The 17,136-nt window shown below is 68.9% G+C and carries 12 protein-coding genes and 3 pseudogenes; 8 read left to right on the forward strand and 7 right to left on the reverse strand.

Annotated features, from left to right (window positions below; genetic code table 11):
• Positions 1-102: 102 nt before the first annotated feature.
• The 4 genes from ACIRQP_RS32290 to ACIRQP_RS32305 all read right to left on the reverse strand — a co-directional run bounded on the left by ACIRQP_RS32290 (position 103) and on the right by ACIRQP_RS32305 (position 6,182).
• On the reverse strand, positions 103-2,259 hold the full coding sequence (locus ACIRQP_RS32290; RefSeq protein ID WP_403896349.1) for a bifunctional serine/threonine-protein kinase/ABC transporter substrate-binding protein: 2,157 nt from the start codon (positions 2,257-2,259) through the stop codon (positions 103-105).
• A gap of 13 nt (positions 2,260-2,272) precedes the next feature.
• On the reverse strand, positions 2,273-4,441 hold the full coding sequence (locus tag ACIRQP_RS32295; RefSeq protein ID WP_403896352.1) for a bifunctional serine/threonine-protein kinase/ABC transporter substrate-binding protein: 2,169 nt from the start codon (positions 4,439-4,441) through the stop codon (positions 2,273-2,275).
• Positions 4,438-5,268, reverse strand: coding sequence for a hypothetical protein (locus ACIRQP_RS32300; RefSeq protein ID WP_403896355.1), 831 nt, complete (start codon positions 5,266-5,268; stop codon positions 4,438-4,440). Before ACIRQP_RS32300 ends, ACIRQP_RS32295 begins: the two co-directional genes overlap by 4 nt.
• A gap of 518 nt (positions 5,269-5,786) precedes the next feature.
• A complete protein-coding gene (locus ACIRQP_RS32305; RefSeq protein ID WP_403896358.1) occupies positions 5,787-6,182 on the reverse strand; it encodes a cupin domain-containing protein in 396 nt (131 codons plus the stop codon).
• A 52-nt stretch (positions 6,183-6,234) separates the two neighbouring features.
• Between ACIRQP_RS32305 and ACIRQP_RS32310 the strand changes: the two genes are divergently transcribed.
• A complete protein-coding gene (locus ACIRQP_RS32310) occupies positions 6,235-7,227 on the forward strand; it encodes a GlxA family transcriptional regulator (protein ID WP_403896361.1) in 993 nt (330 codons plus the stop codon).
• Between the two features lie 256 nt (positions 7,228-7,483).
• Here the strand turns inward: ACIRQP_RS32310 and ACIRQP_RS32315 are convergent, their stop codons facing one another.
• Positions 7,484-8,644: an epoxide hydrolase family protein gene (locus ACIRQP_RS32315; RefSeq protein ID WP_403896364.1), complete on the reverse strand. Its 1,161-nt coding sequence runs from the start codon at positions 8,642-8,644 to the stop codon at positions 7,484-7,486.
• 388 nt (positions 8,645-9,032) lie between these two features.
• Positions 9,033-9,608, reverse strand: a pseudogene (locus tag ACIRQP_RS32320) (helix-turn-helix domain-containing protein); the annotation flags it as partial.
• A 33-nt stretch (positions 9,609-9,641) separates the two neighbouring features.
• Between ACIRQP_RS32320 and ACIRQP_RS32325 the strand changes: the two are divergent.
• From ACIRQP_RS32325 to ACIRQP_RS32350, 6 genes and pseudogenes are all read left to right on the forward strand, one after another.
• On the forward strand, positions 9,642-9,794 hold the full coding sequence (locus tag ACIRQP_RS32325) for a hypothetical protein (protein ID WP_403896406.1): 153 nt from the start codon (positions 9,642-9,644) through the stop codon (positions 9,792-9,794).
• Positions 9,795-10,479: 685 nt separating this feature from the next.
• Positions 10,480-12,087 carry an alkaline phosphatase D family protein gene (locus tag ACIRQP_RS32330; RefSeq protein ID WP_403896366.1) on the forward strand — a complete coding sequence of 536 codons (1,608 nt, stop codon included), beginning with the start codon at positions 10,480-10,482 and terminating at the stop codon, positions 12,085-12,087.
• A 10-nt stretch (positions 12,088-12,097) separates the two neighbouring features.
• Entirely contained in the window at positions 12,098-12,985 is an 888-nt protein-coding gene (locus tag ACIRQP_RS32335) for a discoidin domain-containing protein (RefSeq protein WP_403896369.1), read from the forward strand.
• Between the two features lie 72 nt (positions 12,986-13,057).
• Positions 13,058-13,653, forward strand: a pseudogene (locus tag ACIRQP_RS32340) (transposase); the annotation flags it as partial.
• A gap of 252 nt (positions 13,654-13,905) precedes the next feature.
• A pseudogene (locus ACIRQP_RS32345) lies at positions 13,906-14,061 on the forward strand (DoxX family protein); the annotation flags it as partial.
• Between the two features lie 733 nt (positions 14,062-14,794).
• The gene (locus tag ACIRQP_RS32350; RefSeq protein WP_403896372.1) at positions 14,795-15,433 is read left to right on the forward strand and encodes a cysteine hydrolase family protein; all 639 of its coding nucleotides are present in this window, start codon (positions 14,795-14,797) and stop codon (positions 15,431-15,433) included.
• Positions 15,434-15,928: 495 nt separating this feature from the next.
• On the opposite strand, the gene ACIRQP_RS32355 is transcribed toward ACIRQP_RS32350, so the two are convergent.
• Positions 15,929-16,396: an NUDIX hydrolase gene (locus ACIRQP_RS32355; protein ID WP_403896374.1), complete on the reverse strand. Its 468-nt coding sequence runs from the start codon at positions 16,394-16,396 to the stop codon at positions 15,929-15,931.
• Between the two features lie 417 nt (positions 16,397-16,813).
• On the opposite strand from ACIRQP_RS32355, the gene ACIRQP_RS32360 reads away from it, so the two are divergent.
• Positions 16,814-17,136: TetR family transcriptional regulator (locus ACIRQP_RS32360; RefSeq protein WP_403896376.1), on the forward strand; the 323-nt coding region annotated here is incomplete at its 3' end.

The raw sequence follows: 17,136 nt of genomic DNA on the forward strand, positions 1-17,136 counted from the left end.
AGAATAAAACTTGGACGGGTGTACGGGAGGCGGTCGAGGAGAGGGCACACAGGACAACTCCGGGACCGTATACGACCGAATGCGACCGGCTCGCCCGGCGGCTCACCCCCTGACCACCTGTGCGTACTGCCCCAGGAAGTGCGGGCCGCCCTTCTCCACGCGGTACAGGAACAGCCCCTCGTCCGGTACGAACTCCTGTGACGGGGGCGGGAATTCCACCGTCTTGGCGAGCCCCCGGTACGTGACCGACCGCAGCCCCCGGACCAGCGCCCCCCGCTCGGCCGTCCGCTCCCCGTGCCCTCCGAGCCCCTCGACGAGGAAGAACACGGCGTCGTACGCCTCCATGGCATACCGCCCGACCTGGCGCACACCAAAGCGCTTGAGGTACGACGCCACGAAGCCTTCCGCACGCGGCAGTTCGGCCGGATCGACATACGTCGCGCTGATCACCCACTTTTCGGCGGCGCCACCCGCCTCGGTGAGAAACGCCTTCTCAAGCACCGGCTGGGTGGCCAGACAGATCCCCGTGAAACCCGCCCCGCGCAAGGCCCGTGCGCACAGCGCCGCGCGGTGTGGCGACGTACCCCCGTACACCACGGCCTCCGCCCGCCGCGCGAGCACCGCCGCGGCGACCGGCCCGAAATCCTCCGAGTCCGCCGGGATGACATGTGTGCTGACCGAGCCCTGCGACGGCGGATTGGCCGAGACGTTCTTCGTCGTCATCCAGCTTCCCATCGGGGTCGCCCGGTCATCGACGACCGCTGTTCTGCGTACCGAGCCGACCTCGGTGAGATAGCGCACCAGCGGTGCCCACAGGATGTTGTCGTTGGGCCGGAGCTGGAAGAGGACCCGGTTGCTCGCGATGGTGAAGGTATCCGTCCCGGGCGACAGGGCCACCACCGGCAGCAGCGCCTCCTCGTACACCGGCGCGGCCGTCTCGGCCTCGGCGTCACCGGTCGGGCCGATGACCGCGTACACGGCCTGGTCCGCGGCGAAGGCGGCCGCCACTTCGCGTGCCCTCCCGGCGTCACCGCCGTCGTCCCGTACCTTCAGTGCGAGGTCGAACCCGCGGTCCGTACGCGCGTTGAACTCGTCCACCGCGAGCCGGGCGCCGCGCTCCTGCGCCGTACCATCCGGACCGCGCCGTCCGGACAGATCCCCGTGCAGACCGATGACATAGCGTGGCCGCTTCCCGGAGGGAGGTGCGGAGCCCGGGGTGCCGTCGTTCCGGACGGCGTTCCATGCGGCGAGTCCGCCACCGATGGTGACAACTCCCGCCGCCGACCCCAGCGCCAGCAGCCGACGGCGTGAGAGGGGCGAGCGGTCCGGTGCGGTCTGCCGCGTCGGCGCGTGCGACGCCTCCGGCTCGGGATCCGGCAGCGTCAGCACCCGCGCGGAGTGTTCGGCGATCAGCCGCGGCAGTTCGGCCGGCAGCCAGGGCCCGTCGTCCGCCGCAGCCAGCGCCCCGCGCAGTTCGGTGGTCGTCGGTCTGCTCGCCGGATCCTTCGCGAGGCACTCGGTGAGCAACTCCACGAGCGAGGAGGGGACTTGGCTGAGATCCGGTGGTTCGTGAACCGTACGGAACAGTACGGCCGGCGCCGAGCCCGTACCGAACGGACGGCCGCCCGTCGCCGCGTACACCAGAACACAGCCCAGCGAGAACACATCGCTCGGCGGCCCGATGTCCGCCCGGCTCTGCGCCTGCTCCGGCGAGAGGAAGCCCGGGGAGCCGATCACCACCCCGCTCTCGGTCAGCGCGGTCGAGCCCGCTGAGCGCGCGATCCCGAAGTCGATCAGACGGGGGCCGTCCAGCGCGAGCAGGACATTGCCGGGTTTGACATCCCGGTGCACCAGCCCGGCGGTATGCACCTCGGTCAGCGCCTCGGCCAGTCGCGTGCCCAGGACCCGTACGCTGTGCACCGGCAGCGGGCCGTGAACCCGGACGGCGTCGGCCAGCGAGGGGCCCGGCACGAAAGCCGTCGCAAGCCAGGGCTCCGGCGCCTCGGGAGCGGCCTCCCTGACGGGCACCAGCCAAGGCCCCGTGAGCCGGGCCGCGGCCTCGGCCTCGCGCCGGAAACGTACGCGGAAGTCCGTGTCGTCCGTGTACTCCGCGCGGATCACCTTCAGCGCGACGAGCGTGCCGCCGGTGGAACGGGCCAGATACACCACCCCCATACCACCCGCCCCGAGCCGCCCGAGCAGCAGGAAACCGCCGACGGACCGCGGATCGTCCCTGCGGAGCGGCTGCACCGCGCCCATGAGGTGGCGGGTCCTACGCGGCGGGCGTGGGCGCGGGCCCGAGGAAGCGGAAGGCGCCGTTCTCGACCGTATGGAAGAAGACGCCCTGCCCGGTGAACGATCCGTCCTCCGGCTTGAACGAGAACCGCTTGGTGACCCCTTGGTACGTGCTCCTCCGCAGCAGTCCGACCAGTTCCTTGCGGCTGGGCCGGCCGTCCTTCTTCGCCTTCGCGGCCTTCACCAGTTCCCCGATGACGAGGTTCGTGGTGTCGTAGGCCTCGGCGGCGTAGTAGCCGGGCGGCGATCCGTACCGCTTACGGAAGGCCGTGGTGAACGCCTTGGCCGCGGGCAGCGCGGCGGTGTCGGTGAAGGACGTGGCCACCACCCAGCCCTCCGCCGCGGCCCCCGCCTCCCGGGTGAAGACCGGATCGAGCACGGCCTGGGGGGCGAGGCGCGGCTTTCCGAAGCCCGTCGCCGCCAGCTCCTTCGCGACCCGGGCGGCCCCCGCCGGATCCCCGGCATAGACGAAGGAGCCGACGCCGGCTCGCAGCATGTCCGCGACCACCGGCCGTACGTTCTCGGTCCCCGCGGGGATGACCCTCGGGTAGAGCGGAAGTTCGTACAGCCGCAGCATGGAGGCGGTGATCTGGGCGGACTCCCACGCGTACTGCTCCCCGGTGCGGTCCTGGAGTATGCCGACGGGTCCGGATGCCCCGCTCGTCGCCAGATGGACGGCCAGCGGCATCGAGACGGCCGCGTCACTGGGGCGGCAGTGCAGGAAGGAACGGTACTCCTGTGCGGTGAGGTTGAGACCACCCGCCGATACACACAGCAGCGGCAGCAGTGCCTCGTCGTAGCTGCCGAGCACGGCGAGGGCCGTGTCGTCGGTGGTCGGGCCGAGGACGGCCAGGACATCGCGGTCGGCGACCATCTTCTTGGCGCCCGCCGCCGCGCGCCCGGGGACCCCGCCGTCGTCGGCGGTCCTCAGAGCGAGTTCGAAAGGCCTGCCGGCGCGCCCGTTGAACTGCTCGACCGCCAGCCGCGCGCCCTGCTCCTGAGCCCGTCCGGCCGCCCTGTTTCCGCCCGTCAGATCCGCCTGCACACTGATCGCCCAGGGGCGCGGGCCGGCCGTACGGTCCTCCTCCCCGCCGCGCAGAGCGGCCCAGACGGCGGTCCCGGCCCCCGCGGCCAGCACGACGGCACCGCCGGTGAGGGCGAGCAGCCGTCTGCGGCTGGGCTTCGCCGACTCCTGCCGCGCGGAGTCCGTGGGCCCGGTGGCGTCGGACGGCTCCGCCACCGTTGGCTCGATGTCCGGGAGCGCCAGCAACTCGGCGGACCGGTCGGCGATCAGCCGTACGACCTCCTCCGGCAGCCAGTCGACCGAACCCCTGGGAGCGTCCTCGGTCAGCTCGGCCGCGAGCCGTTCCGGTACCGGACGCTCCGCCGGGTCCTTGGCCAGACACGAGCGCAGCACATCAAGCAGCCCGGGGCCGGCGCCGTCCAGGTCGGGCTCGTCATGAACGGTGCGGTAGAGCAGGGCGTCCGTGGTGCCCGTACCGAACGGCGGCCGTCCGGTGGCCGCGTACGCGAGAAGACAGCCGAGAGAGAAGACATCACTGGCCGGTCCGGGCGGCCCGCCGGCGGTTTCGGCCTGCTCCGGGGAGAGGAACCCCGGGGTGCCGACAATGACATCCGCCGAGGTGATGGCTGTGTCGTCGGCCGAGCGGGAGATCCCGAAGTCGATCAGCCGCGGGCCGTCGACGGCGAGCAGGACATTGCCGGGTTTGACATCGCGGTGGACCAGCCCCTGGGCGTGGACCTCGCGCAGTGCCTCCGCCAGCATCCGGCCCAGCACGCGCACACTGCGGACGGGCAACGGGCCGCACCGGCCGACCGCTTCGGCGAGCGAGGGGCCCGGGACGAACGCGGTGGCGAGCCATGGTTCGTCCGCGTCCGGATCGGCTCCGGTGACCGCGACCGCCCAGGGGCTGGACACCCGGCGGGCGGCCTGCACCTCGCGCCGGAACCGGGCGCGGAAGTCGGGATCGGCCGCGAAGTCCGCCTGGATGACCTTGACGGCGACCAGGCCGCCGGACTCGGTACGCCCCAGGTACACGACGCCCATACCGCCGGCGCCCAGACGGCCGAGCAGCCGGTGACCGCCGATGGACGAGGGATCGGAAGGAAGCAGTGGGCCGGTCATCGCGGTGCCTGCAATTCGTCACTCGCGCGCGAGAGCATCGCGCTGATCCCCTGAGTCAGGCTGCCGTCGACCTCGTCCTCCGGCCGCCCCTTCGACCCCTTGCCCACGACGGCCACGGTGACCTGCCCGAGGCGCGCCTGGGACCAGAAGTAGTAGTGGGGGCCGCCGAGTTCGTCGCTGTAGTACTCGCCGGATTCGGCGAGCCGGTCCTCGGCGTCGAAGTTGCTCAGATCGCCATAGGCGTTGCCCGTGGAGATCAGCCCGCTGATCCTTTCTCCCTCGCGGAGCCGCTGGTCGGGACAGCGCAGCGCTTCCTCCAGCATTCCGGCCATCTCCCAGCCGGCCGCTTCCGCGTCGCGGTGGACGGTGACGACGGCGGAGAACCGGACGGGGCCCTTGCCGCCCTGGGCCGGGAGTTCGCTGGAGCGGGTCACGCTGGCGAGCACATCGGAGGGGAGCGGCTGAAGCTGCCAGACGCAGCTTCTGTCCAGTACGGGCCAGGAAGTGGAGGCGCTCTCGAAGGGGGTACGAGGCACATACCCGGGCCCCCACAGCTCGGGCGACCCCGCTATGGCACGGGCCAGCCGTAACGCTTCGGCGCGGTTCCCGGGCGCACGGGCGGGATCCGGGGTGAAGCCGAGGCCGGTGGCGGAGGGGCTGGGACCGGGGCCGTCGTTGGAACCCGTGCCGGACTCCGTCGCGCCTGCGGCCGGACTCCGCGCCGGTGTCTTCGCTTCCGAGGGCTCTCCACCGTTCGAGCAGCCCACCAGAAGCAGCCCTCCCGCGAACACCCCGCACCAACGGAGTCTCACCGCTGCACCGGCCATCACCACGCTCCCCCCACAGCCCCTGTACATCGCGGTCACAGTCTGACGAGTAATCACCCTCCACTTCAAGTCGTCTACGCCCCAACCTCCGTACGCGGACGGGCTGTTCGGCCCCAGACGCGTGGCCCAGACGCGTGGCCCAGACGCGTGCTCCTGGGGCGTGCTCCTGGGGCGCGGCGTCACCGCAATGGTGTTCGTGGTGACGAGGTCACCGCTCTGGTGGGCCGTGACCTCGTCGTTCGTAGTGGCTGCGACGGGCTTCCTCCGCCGATCAGGCCGGGGAGGGTACGCCGGCGGGGACGGGCGGGCCGGATGTGTGACGGCCGGCCGACCGAATGTTTCGCCTCGGGACGAGGAACCGTCCAGTTCCCCGACCTGCCCGGCGCGGTGCGCCCCCGCGCGATCCGGACGCTGCCGGGGATTGAGTCCCGCGCCGCTCTTGCCGGGCAGTCGGTGAACGGAACCGACCCGGTGACCGGCTGACGCCATGGGAAGGTGGCCGCCCGAAGCCTGTCGGTTCAGGTATTGAGTGTGTGTCCGGTCGTTGAGTCCACGTGGTCCGGGATCTCGTCGTGGTGATCGCCCACGGTCAGTGTCCCGGCAGGCTCGAACATAAGGATCGCGGCGCCGGACGGAGCGTACGGCCTGTGCTCCGTGCCCTGGGGAACGGTGAAGACCGCCCCCTTCGGGAGCAGGACCGTGCGCTCCCCATCGGACTCGCGCAAGGAGATGTGCAGCTCTCCGTCGAGTACCAGGAAGAACTCGTCAGTGTCGTCGTGGACGTGCCAGACATGTTCGCCCTCGACCTTCGCGATGCGGACGTCGTAGTCGTTGACGCGCGTGACGATGCGGGGGCTCCACAGGGCATCGAAGGAGGCCAGAGCCTTGCTGAGGGGGATGGGTTCGTTGCTCATGAGCTCATCCTGAGCTGTTTCACATGGCCGGCGTGAGTGCTAGGAATTGCATATGGCGAAAGAATCCTCGCACGCAGTTCACGCGGCGGGAGTACACCGGGTTGTCGTGATCGTGGACGAGAACTCGAACCCCTTCGAGCTCGGCTGTGCGACCGAGGTCTTCGGTCTGCGCAGACCGGAGATCGGCCGCGATCTCTACGACTTCAGGCTCTGCTCCCCCGAGCCCCGCACTCTGATGCGGGACGGATTCTTCACGCTCACGGGAGTCGCCGATCTGGAAGCGGCCGAGGCGGCGGACACCTTGATCGTCCCCAACCGCCCCGACGTCGAGGTGCCCCGCCGCCCCGCCGTGCTCGAAGCCGTCCGACGGGCCCACGCGCGCGGCGCGCGCCTGGTCGGCTTCTGCAGCGGCGCCTTCACACTGGCCGAGGCCGGAGTCCTCGACGGGCGCCGGGCCACCGCGCACTGGCAGTGGGCGGATTCCTTCCGGGCTCGCTTCCCCTCCGTCCGCCTCGAATCAGACGTGCTGTTCGTGGACGATGGTGACATCCTCACCGCCGCCGGGAGCGCGGCCGCGCTCGATCTCGGGCTGCATGTGGTCCGCCGCGACTACGGCGCCGAGATCGCCAACTCTGTGAGTCGGCGACTGGTCTTCGCGGCGCACCGGGACGGCGGGCAGCGCCAGTTCGTGGAGCGCCCCATGCCCGACCTGCCCGACGAGTCCCTGGCGCCTGTCCTGGCCTGGGCCCAGGAACGGCTGGACTCACCGCTCACGGTCTCCGACCTCGCGGCGCGCGCGGCGGTCAGTCCGGCGACGCTGCATCGCCGCTTCCGGGCACAGCTGGGAACGACGCCGTTGACGTGGCTCACGGGAGAACGACTTGGCTTGGCATGCCGGTTGATCGAGCGAGGTGAGTCCCGCTTCGAGCTGGTCGCGCGGTGCAGCGGGCTTGGCACCGCTGCCAATCTGCGCACGCTGATGCGCCGCGAAACGGGCATCACCCCGTCGGCATACAAACGTCGGTTCGGGCCGGAGGTCAATTGACGGCCGGGCATCCTCATCCCGCGAACCAAGGGAATGTGCCTCAGCGTCGGCTGTCGCCAGGGGTGACGAGACGGGTGAGCCCGGCGATGGCCTGTGGGGAACCTGACGTACCTGGAGGCGAAAACCAAAGGGGACAACAGTGTGTCAGGAAAGTGGTGGCAGTCCGAAGATGTCGGGGACCAGGTACTGCGCGGCCCCTGCGATATGGCCAGCGCCAGACTGCTCGAAGCCACATCCCCAGCAGCATTTAGGCTGGTCAGGCGCGTAGCGGTCGGAAGAACTCGCGGATCTCGGTGACCAGTTCCTCCGGCCGCTCCCATGCCGCGAAATGGCCGCCCCGGTCGAATTCGGTGAACCGCGTCAGGCGGTAGCAGCGCCGCACCCACTCCTCGGGCGGCGTGAAGTTGTCCTTGGCGAAGGAGGCGAACCCGGTCGGCGTGTCGACATAACCGGGCACCAGCCTGCCAAGCATGCCTTCGGTGCGCATGGTCTCGTAGTACAGGCGGGCGGAGGTGGCGATGGAGTTGGTCAGCCAGTACAGGGTGATGTCGGTGAGCAACTCGTCCTTGGTGAATACCGACTCGACGTCGCCGCCGCAGTCGCTCCACGCGCGGAATTTCTCCACGATCCACGCGGCAAGCCCGGCGGGGGAATCGGACAGTCCCGCAGCGAGTGTGGACGGCCGGGTGCCCTGAATCTGGGCGTACGCGCCCTCCGCGGAGAAAAAGTGCTCGGCCGCGGCCAGGAACGCCTCTTCGGCGGGCGTGAGCGGGGCCGAGTTCTCGTCCAGCACCGGTGTCGCACCGATCAGGTTCAGGTGGATTCCGGCCACGGTGTCGCCGTGGTCGCGGCCGAGCCTGCTGGTGACCTGCGCGCCGAAGTCGCCACCCTGCGCGCCGTAGCGTGCGTAGCCGAGCGTCTCGGTCATGAGCTGGTTGAACAGGGTCGCGATGGCCGTCGGGTTCATCCCGGGCGAGCCGGGATGCGGGGAGAAGCCGAAGCCGGGCAGGCTCGGCGCGACCAGGTCGAACGCGTCGGCCGGATCCCCGCCGTGTGCTGCCGGGTCGGTCAGCGGCCCGATGATCTTGCTCACCTCGAGGACCGAACCCGGCCAGCCGTGCGAGAACAGCAGCGGGAACGGGCGCGGCCCCACCCCCTTGGCATGCACGAGGTGCACGGTGTTGCCGTCCACCTCGGCGAGGAACTGAGGGAGCGCGTTGAGTCGCTCCTCAGCCGCGCCCCAGTCGAACTTGGTCCGCCAGTACTCCAGCAGCTCGGCAAGGTAACCGGGTGGCGTGCCGTGCGTCCACTCCTGCCCGGACAGCGCCGGCGCGAATCGGGTCCTGGCCAGCCGCTCCCGCAGATCGGTGAGCTGCTCCTCGCTGGTTTCACTACGAAACGGACGTACCTGCGCCACGGGCTTATCTCCTTCACATCGGATGATCTCCTTCCGAGCATGGCACTGCCATGCGCAGGCGGCTCGCAGAAATTCGACATCAGCTTCAATGTGCGGACCGACGCGGGTTCGGGTCGCGGAAGAACGCCATCTACAGCGCGTTCCGCGAGGTCGGCCGCGTGATCCACACCGTGCAGCTGCCGCGCTGCCTCCGCTCGACGTCGGCTACGCTCCGCGGCGCGAGCAGGACGTGGCCGCCGCCGGCTTCGGCCGGACCGCCTGCCCCGGCCGCGACCGGGTGGGCATCAGCGCCCGTTTGTACAGCTCCGTTGAGCGCTTACCCAGCTCAGAATGGGAACGAGTGGCTGTGCACACGACTGCGGACGCCGTCTCATGATGACTGCGGGAGTTATCGCCCGACCGTGTTTCCGATGTCAGTTTGTTTTGATGTCGGTTGAGGGCTTGCGGTGGGAGCGGATCGACCCGCGGCCTCCGTCCGATACCGCCCCGGTGTAGTGCCGAACTCCCTCTCGAAGGCGTGTGAGAGCGCGTACGGGCTGCCGTAGCCGACGCGGCCGGCGATGGTGGCCAGGGTGTCCGGGGTGTCTCGGAGCAGGGTGGCGGCGAGGATCACGCGCCACCAGGTGAGGTACGTCATCGGAGGGCGGCCGACCAGAGTGGTGAACCGGCGCGCCAGGGTGGGACGGGAGACGCCCGCCTCTGCCGCCAGGCGGTCATTGCTCCACGCCGCGGCCGGGTCGGAGTGCATCGCCCGCAGGGCGGCGGCCGTCACCGGGTCACCCAGCGCGCCGGGCCAGGCTCCGCTGGTGGTCTCGTTCATCCAGGAGCGGATCATGTAGACGAGGAGGAGGTCGAGCAGGTTCGGGAGCGCGACGCACGAGCCAGGCTGCCTCTCGTCCAGCTCACCGGCCAGCAGGTCGATCGCAGCACGGAGTTCGGGGTGGCTGCCTACTCGGTTGGGAAGCGGGCTGTCCGACAGCGGTCAGGTGTGCAAAAAGTGAAAAAGCCTACCGGCTCCTACCCCCATGTCCGCGTCCAGGGTGACGGCCGGGCCGTGGTCTCGCAGGCCGGTTCGGTCCTGTTGGTCGAAACCGGCCTTGCCCAGGCCATATCCGGACCTTCGATTGCATATCCGTACTTCGCCATGTAGTGAAGCCCGGATTCAGGTCTTGGTAGGCGTGGTGAGGATCCCTCTCACCCCTCGGAGAGTGCCGAGCGGTCTTCGGCGCTCGATCATCGCCTGTCGTCCCGGCACCGTGCCCGACGTTCTCACACCACCTTGGAGTAAGTGCCATGTTCTCATCCACTTTCGATCCTCGACTGGCCGAAGAGCAGCTGCTGGCCGCCCTTCGGCCGGGGACCGACCGCGGGTCCTGCCCCCGCACAGGACCCGCGGCCCACTACCCGCCGGGGGACCGCGCGCCGCGACCGGAGCCGCCGCCACCTGTTCACGCCGAATACGTTCCCGACCGCCCCGAACTCGTGGCATGCTTTCCAACTGCACGCGGAGCGAAGGAAGTTACCGCGCGGGCCGACCGGTCGGACCCGCTTTGCCCGGCAGAGGCGAGGCGGTTCCCGTGGAGACGGACATCGGTCCCGCTCGTTGCGGTCAGGCTCGCCTTCCCGGCCGCGAGCCGGCGTTCAGCCGTGCCGGACCAGGAACCCATTACGGCCCGTTCGGTTGATACCGCCATGATGCCGCATGCCACATGTGGCGTTCCGACGGGTTACGTCCATGTCCTGCTCCGTGCAAGGTCGTTCGGTGTCCACCTGGCCCCCCCATTAATGAGCAGCGGCCGCCGGTTGATCCGAGGGCCCTTGAAGGAGCCTTGCACATGACAGAAACAGAAGAAGAGTTTCCCAGACCGGCCGCGCGGCTGGCCCGGCGCCGTTTCCTCACCGTCATCGGCGCGGCGACAGCGCTGGCCTTCGCGAGCAACCTGCCCGGTGGGATCGAGGCAAGTGCGGCGAGCCGCCTGCCCGGTGACCCGTTCACCCTCGGCGTCGCCTCCGGTGACCCGCTGTCCGACGCCGTGGTCATCTGGACCCGGCTGGCCCCCAAGCCGTACGAACCGCTGGGCGGCATGCCGTACAAAGCGATGACCGTCGAATGGCAGGTGGCCACCGACGACCGCTTCCGGCACGTGGTGCGCTCAGGAAAGACCAGCGCCCGCCCCGAGTACAGCTACAGCGTGCACGTCGACGTACGCGGACTGCGGCCCGACCGGCACTACTGGTACCGCTTCAAGGCCGACAAGCACCTCAGCCCCGTGGGCCGTACGAAGACCGCCCCGGCCCCTGGCCAGCGCGTCGACCACCTCACCTTCGCCGTCGCCTCCTGCCAGTCCTGGCCCGACGGTTACTACACCGCTCACTCGCACCTCGCCGATGAGAACGTCGACGCCGTGCTGTTCGTCGGCGACTACATATACGAGTACGGCATCTCCACAGCCGGCGGGCTGCGCAACGTGAGCGACCCGGTGCCCGACCAGTTCCGCACCGAGGCCGACACGCTCGACCGGTACCGCCTGCAGTACGCCCTCTACAAGTCGGACCCGGACCTGCGTGCCGCGCACCAGAACGCGCCGTGGATCCCCACCTGGGACGACCACGAGGTCCAGGACAACTACGCGAACCTGACCTCCAGGACCAACGCACCTGTCGAGGACTTCACGGTCCGGCGCGCGAGCGCCTACCGGGCCTACTGGGAGCACATGCCGCTGCGCTCGCCCGCGCCGCAGGGCCCCAACTACATGCTCTACCGCCGCTTCACCTTCGGCCGACTGGCCGAGATCAATGTGCTGGACACCCGCCAGTACCGCGCCGACCAGGCGTCGGGCGACGGATGGCACCCCGACTCCCCGGAGAGCCTCGACCCGGCACGCGCCTTCGCCGGGGACCAGCAGCAGCGCTGGCTCTTCGACGGCATGAAGCGCTCGCACTCGACGTGGAATCTGCTCGCCAACCAGGTCGTGATGAGTCAGATGGACCTGGTGAACCCGAATCTCGGGGACACCTACAACATGGACGCCTGGGACGGGTACGCCGCCGAACAGAAGCGGATGCACGACGGCCTGGCCGCGCTGCGGACGCGTAACCCCGTCGTCGTCACCGGCGATGTGCACGCCGCGTACGCGATGGACATGAAGCGCGACTTCAGCGACCCGGACTCGGAGACCTTCGGGGTCGAGCTGGTCGGCACCTCCATCAGCAGCGGCGGCAACGGCGGCGACGTCTCCGTCAACGGCCAGAACTTCCTCGACCACAACCCGCACCTGAAGCTCGTCAACGAGCGGCGCGGCTACCTGGTCGTCACGCTCACCCAGCGCGAACTGCACGCGGACTACCGGGCGGTGCCCTACATCGACCGGCCGGGGGCGCCGATCTCCACCGTCAAGTCGTTCACCGTCGAGGCCGGCAACCCCGGCCTGAACCCGGTATGAGGGGGATTCCATGCTGAAAACACTCAGAAGCAGGGTGGCGGGGATGTCCCGCCACCGCGTCTTCGCCGTCGTGGCGGCCACCGTCATGCTGGTGACGCTCGGCGGTACGGCGCCCGCCATGGCCGGCAGTTCGGCGTCATCGCGGCTGACGCTCGCCGCCGACGTGGACCAGGTGACGGTGAACCCGATCCCCTGCGCCACGCAGGGGTTCCAGCTCCAGTTCGGCAACCCGGGCCGCTCGGACGTCTACGCCGACGCCTTCATCGAAGCGCCGGCGCCGCTGAAGCTCTCCCGGCCGCTGGTCTCCAGCTACCTCCCCGCCGGCTACACGCTCAAGGTGCAGATCGCGGTCAGTGCGCCGCGTGACACCAAGCCCGGCACGTACACCATCACGGTCCGCTCCGGCAGCACGCGGATGTCGCTGCCGGTACGGGTCGAGCCGGCGCCGGTGAACGACACCGGCAACCTGGCCAGGTACATGACGGTCGCTGCCTCCTCGGAGAACCTGCCCAGCTACCCGGCCTGCGGCGCGATCGACGGTGACACGAACTCGGCCGACTGGGGGACGGCCACCGGCTGGAACGACTCGACCAAGGGTTCCTTCCCCGACTGGATCCAGGTGACGTTCGACAAGCCGGAGAACGTCGGCCGGGTGGACCTCTACACACTCGACTCCGTCAAGTACCCGGCGAGCCGGTACGGCCTGCGGGACTGGGACGTACAGCTCCAGGTCGGGGGCGTCTGGCAGACCGTCGCCGAGGTACGGGGCAATGTGGCGGGCAAGGTCAGCTCGGCCTTCCCGGCGCAGACGGCGACCGCCATGCGCGTGGAGACGCAGGCCAGCAACGAGGGGCTGACGTACTCGCGGATCGTGGAGCTGGAGGCCTACGCCTCCTGAGTGGACGGGGGCGGTGTGGGCCGCCTGGCAGCCGTGGCCGGGACAGGGGTGTGACCACCTGTCCCGGCCACGGCTGAGTCCATCCACCAGCACGTCCTGAAGATCCCCGCATCGGCCTGGACGCCGGCCGTCGAGAGTGGCGGCGAGGTCCGTGACGGGGCCTGGGTCGCCGAACTCACCAGCGACCTGCTCGACGGATGGCCGAAGGGCATGCGATTGATCGTCCGCAAAGAACGGCCGCATCCCGGGGCCCAGTTGGAATCACGGACGCGGACGGCACGCGGATCACCTGCTTCGCCACCAACACCCCCGACCGGCCGATCGCCGAACTCGAGCTCCGGCACCGGCCGCGGGCCCGCGCGGAGGACCGCATCCGGGCCGCGCGTTCGACCGGCCTGCGCAACCTTCCCCTGCACGACACCGCGCAGAACGGCATCTGGCTGGAGCTCGTCCAGATCGCTCTCGACCTGCTGGCCTGGATGCCCATGCTCGCCCTGACCGGCCAGACCCGGCTCTGGGACCGCCTGCGGTTCCGCCTGCTCTCCGCGGCCGGCAAGCTCGTCACCACCGGCCGCCGCCACGTCCTCCGCCTCGCGGGGCACTGGCCATGGACCGGCGTGATCAAAAATGCCCTGGACAGGCTCCACGCTCTCCCGAACCCCGGCTGACCAGCACCTTCCCATCCCTGCGAGCAGCACCACCCCACCGGAGCCGTGGAACCCGGCGCCCACCCGACGCGACAGCCGGGCCACCAGCCTGCCCGCACCTCCCATGACAAGAGGGAACGGGTCACCCCAGAGCTGATGACCTGTCATAAAATATCAAGGTTAGAGCCTGTGCGTTTCATTTGTCCTGTGTCCGGAACATGAGCGGGAACGTGAAAGTGCCTTCTCGCGGAGGGCCTCGTCGCGAAGGGGCTCAGCTCCGCGCTGGTCCGCCTCATCGGCGTCGCCGAGGTGGCTGCTGCGGCGGGCCTCGTGGCGGGTATCTGGTGGCAGCCGCTGGGCATTGCCGCCGCCATCGGGATGGCCGTCATGCTCCTCGCAGCGATCGGTTACCACGTGAAGTGGCGGTGACTACAGGGACAGCGCTTCTCGCGACAGTGCCGTGATCCCGATTCTGTTCGTCCTCGTTGCGGTGGCGGCGGCCGTCACCCTGGCCGCGTCGCAGTGACCGATCCCCTGGGGACCGGGTGAACGCAGCCTCGGCACCAGACACACATCGGCCGGACGTACGGTGCTCGGTTCATGCGAGCTCATCCCCTTCGGGGCGAGCGCCGCCGTCACGGGCTTTTGTCCTGGTGCACGGGAACTCCTCGTCCGCGCGGGTGTGGCGTCCGCTGATGAAGAGTTCCTTCGGGGAACACAGCAGGCCGGGCGACTCCAAACGCGTCGTGTGACGCCGCACGGTAGTCGCTGCCGGGGGCTCGTGCCTGCCCGTGGTCGTGAGACTGCCAGGCGGGCGTGAGAGCCATGCTTCGGTGCGCTGCGAGAGGTCGGTCCGTGCCGAGTGACGTTCCGCGTCACACCGTCCCGGCCTCGGTACGCGACGGGGCAGTTGCAGCCAAGATGCACCCGCATCGGGAGCGTGAGAACGTGGCGGTGATGGTAGGAGCAGTCCTGTCCCTCCAGCGGCCAGGCTACGGAGCGAGCTGGAGAGGCGACGGCTGACGGCGAGTGACGCGGAGGCGTTGGAGCGCCGCTCTCCTGATAGTGCAGGTCCGGCGGCCCATCGCCAAAAAGCTGCGGGTGCGCCAACGAGAGGGGTTCCCGCCATTCCGAAGTTCGCAAGTGGAGGAACTGAGGTGCGATGAACGCCCAGGAAGTGACATACACCCCCGAAGACACCGCCCTTCTGATCATAGATCCGTACAACGACTTCCTGTCGGAGGGCGGAAAGCTGTGGTCGCGGGTCAAAGAGGTCGCGGGAGAGAATGGACTCCTCGACCACATGCGGGCAGTGCTGTCTGCCGCCCGCGAACAGGGATTCCACGTCTTCATCGTGCCTCACCACCAGACGGCGCCGGGAGATTACAAGACCTGGGACCATCTGTCCCCGACTCAGCAGCATGCCGTCGAGCGGCAGACCTTCGCGGCCGGCAGCTGGGGGGCTGAATGGCACCCGGATTTCGTGCCGCGGGAGAACGAGCTGGTCATGCGGCAGCACTGGGCATCGAGTGGCTTCGCGAACACGGACCTGGACATGTTGCTGAAACAGCACCGGGTTCAGAAGATCGTGATCATCGGCATGAAGGCCAACACGTGCGTCGACACCACTGCTCGCTTCGGACAGGAGTTGGGATACCACGTGACGCTCATACGCGATGCCATCGCCTCCTTCTCCTGGGACGAGATGAGGGCGACGTTCGACATCAATGCACCCGCGTACGCCCACGCGATCTTCACGACAGAAGAATTTCTGAATACCCTTCAGAAAGCCGACCCATAGACAGGTTCTGCAAGGGTGGACACATGCCGCGCCGCACAGTCGGATCCCTCGGTCCGTCTGTGCGGCCATTTCGCGTCGGAGCGGTAACGGTCGCAGGGGTCGGTAAAAACATGCTGCAGGTAGTGCCGTGACCGGCAATGTTTGCCCGTCCAGGAGCGGCGTCCAGTGCGTGTGACCGCAAGGCGGCCGGAAGTCCTGGTAGCGGAGCTACCTGGGCCTTGTCCAGCACGGCAGCCAGGTCCCCAGCGGTCATTTCGGGTTCCTCGATCAGCGGATGGACTTCAGCGGGCTGGACACTCCCTACCCGTACTCCCTGATGCTGCTACAGCCCAAGGATGAGGAACTCCTGGCCAACCCACCCCGACCTCCCGACATGACCGTGATCGGGATCGGCTCACCAACCCTGCGGCCACGCAGCGGACGGACCAGTGCATCCACTCCCAAAGACGGCACGTCACAGACCTGCCCTCCGGTCCGCTCACGAACAGTGGTGCCTCAGTGCTGGATCAGGCCGCCGACCTCGACGGGAGCGACGTGGCCGGTCGCCGGAACGGTCTGTACCAGGTCGAGGCCGACGTCAACCAGCGATGATCGGCGCAGGCAAGCGACATCGGGGATCGGAGTCCAGACGGACTCGGCGATTTCGCCGTTCGGCTCAGGCCGCAGCCGGCCCCCGGTGACACGGACCCGGTAGAAGATGCCGACATTCTGGTGCTCGACTCCCAAACGCGCGGCGGCCGCGGGGACCACCCTCGAGTCCACGCCCAACAGCCGTTCAACCACCGCGTCGCAGCCCGTCTCCTCGGCAACCTCCCGGATCACCGCATCGAACGGATCCTCCCCGTGCTCGACCCGACCCCCCGGAAGAGTCCAGCTGCTCTCGCCCTTCGGTGGCACATAACGAGCGAGCAGCACACACCCGTCCTCGACGCACACCGCGTACGCCGCCAACCGGAAACTCATCCCCCGCACCTCTCGCTAGACCCTGGCCAACGCCCGAGATCCGCACATCGCCGTGAACACAGAGTGGAACCAGAACAACTTCCCACACACTGAGGCCACTTCCATTCCGTGCGGCGGAGCCAAAAGAAGTGCCTGCAAACACCCGGCCGACACACCAAAACGAGACACCACACCAGTACGCCCCACCCGGGAACCCCACCCGGACCACCCGAGAGTCACACTCCCAAACCACCCCAACCGCCCCGCCCCTACCGCGGGAGGCTGCGACCGTACTCCACCCCCGTCACCATGCCGGTCGCGGATGAATGCGGAACCCACACGCACAAAGAAGCCGCCACCCAGTAAGATTCAAACTGGACGGTTTTTTTTGGGCACGGTTTTTTTGGGCTCCGGGCCCACAAGTCAGAGGAGACACACGTGGCGAAGCAGGACCGGGCGATCCGCACACGCCAGATCGTCCTGACAGCAGCGGCCAAGATCTTCGAAGCACGCGGCTACCAGGCGGCCACCATCAGCGAAATCCTCACCGAAGCCGGAGTGACCAAAGGAGCCCTCTACTTCCACTTCCCCTCCAAAGAACACCTCGCCCAAGGCGTCCTCCACGAACAGGACCAATGGCTCCCCGTCCCCGACCGCCCCTGCAAAATCCAGCAGTTCGTCGACACCGTCCTCCTCCACGCCTACCGCCTGCAAACCGACCCCATGGTCCGCGCAGGAGTCCGCCTCTCACTCGACCAGCA

The sequence above is a fragment of the Streptomyces sp. NPDC102274 genome (assembly GCF_044766385.1).
GTDB lineage: Bacteria > Actinomycetota > Actinomycetes > Streptomycetales > Streptomycetaceae > Streptomyces.

Coding starts and splice junctions, on each gene's coding strand:
- ACIRQP_RS32290 (WP_403896349.1), bottom strand. CDS start 2,259: ATGGGCGCGGTGCAGCCGCTCCGCAGGGACGATCCGCGGTCCGTCGGC.
- ACIRQP_RS32305 (WP_403896358.1), bottom strand. CDS start 6,182: ATGAGCAACGAACCCATCCCCCTCAGCAAGGCTCTGGCCTCCTTCGAT.
- ACIRQP_RS32335 (WP_403896369.1), top strand. CDS start 12,098: ATGCTGAAAACACTCAGAAGCAGGGTGGCGGGGATGTCCCGCCACCGC.
- ACIRQP_RS32355 (WP_403896374.1), bottom strand. CDS start 16,396: ATGAGTTTCCGGTTGGCGGCGTACGCGGTGTGCGTCGAGGACGGGTGT.
- ACIRQP_RS32350 (WP_403896372.1), top strand. CDS start 14,795: ATGAACGCCCAGGAAGTGACATACACCCCCGAAGACACCGCCCTTCTG.
- ACIRQP_RS32310 (WP_403896361.1), top strand. CDS start 6,235: ATGGCGAAAGAATCCTCGCACGCAGTTCACGCGGCGGGAGTACACCGG.
- ACIRQP_RS32300 (WP_403896355.1), bottom strand. CDS start 5,268: ATGGCCGGTGCAGCGGTGAGACTCCGTTGGTGCGGGGTGTTCGCGGGA.
- ACIRQP_RS32295 (WP_403896352.1), bottom strand. CDS start 4,441: ATGACCGGCCCACTGCTTCCTTCCGATCCCTCGTCCATCGGCGGTCAC.
- ACIRQP_RS32330 (WP_403896366.1), top strand. CDS start 10,480: ATGACAGAAACAGAAGAAGAGTTTCCCAGACCGGCCGCGCGGCTGGCC.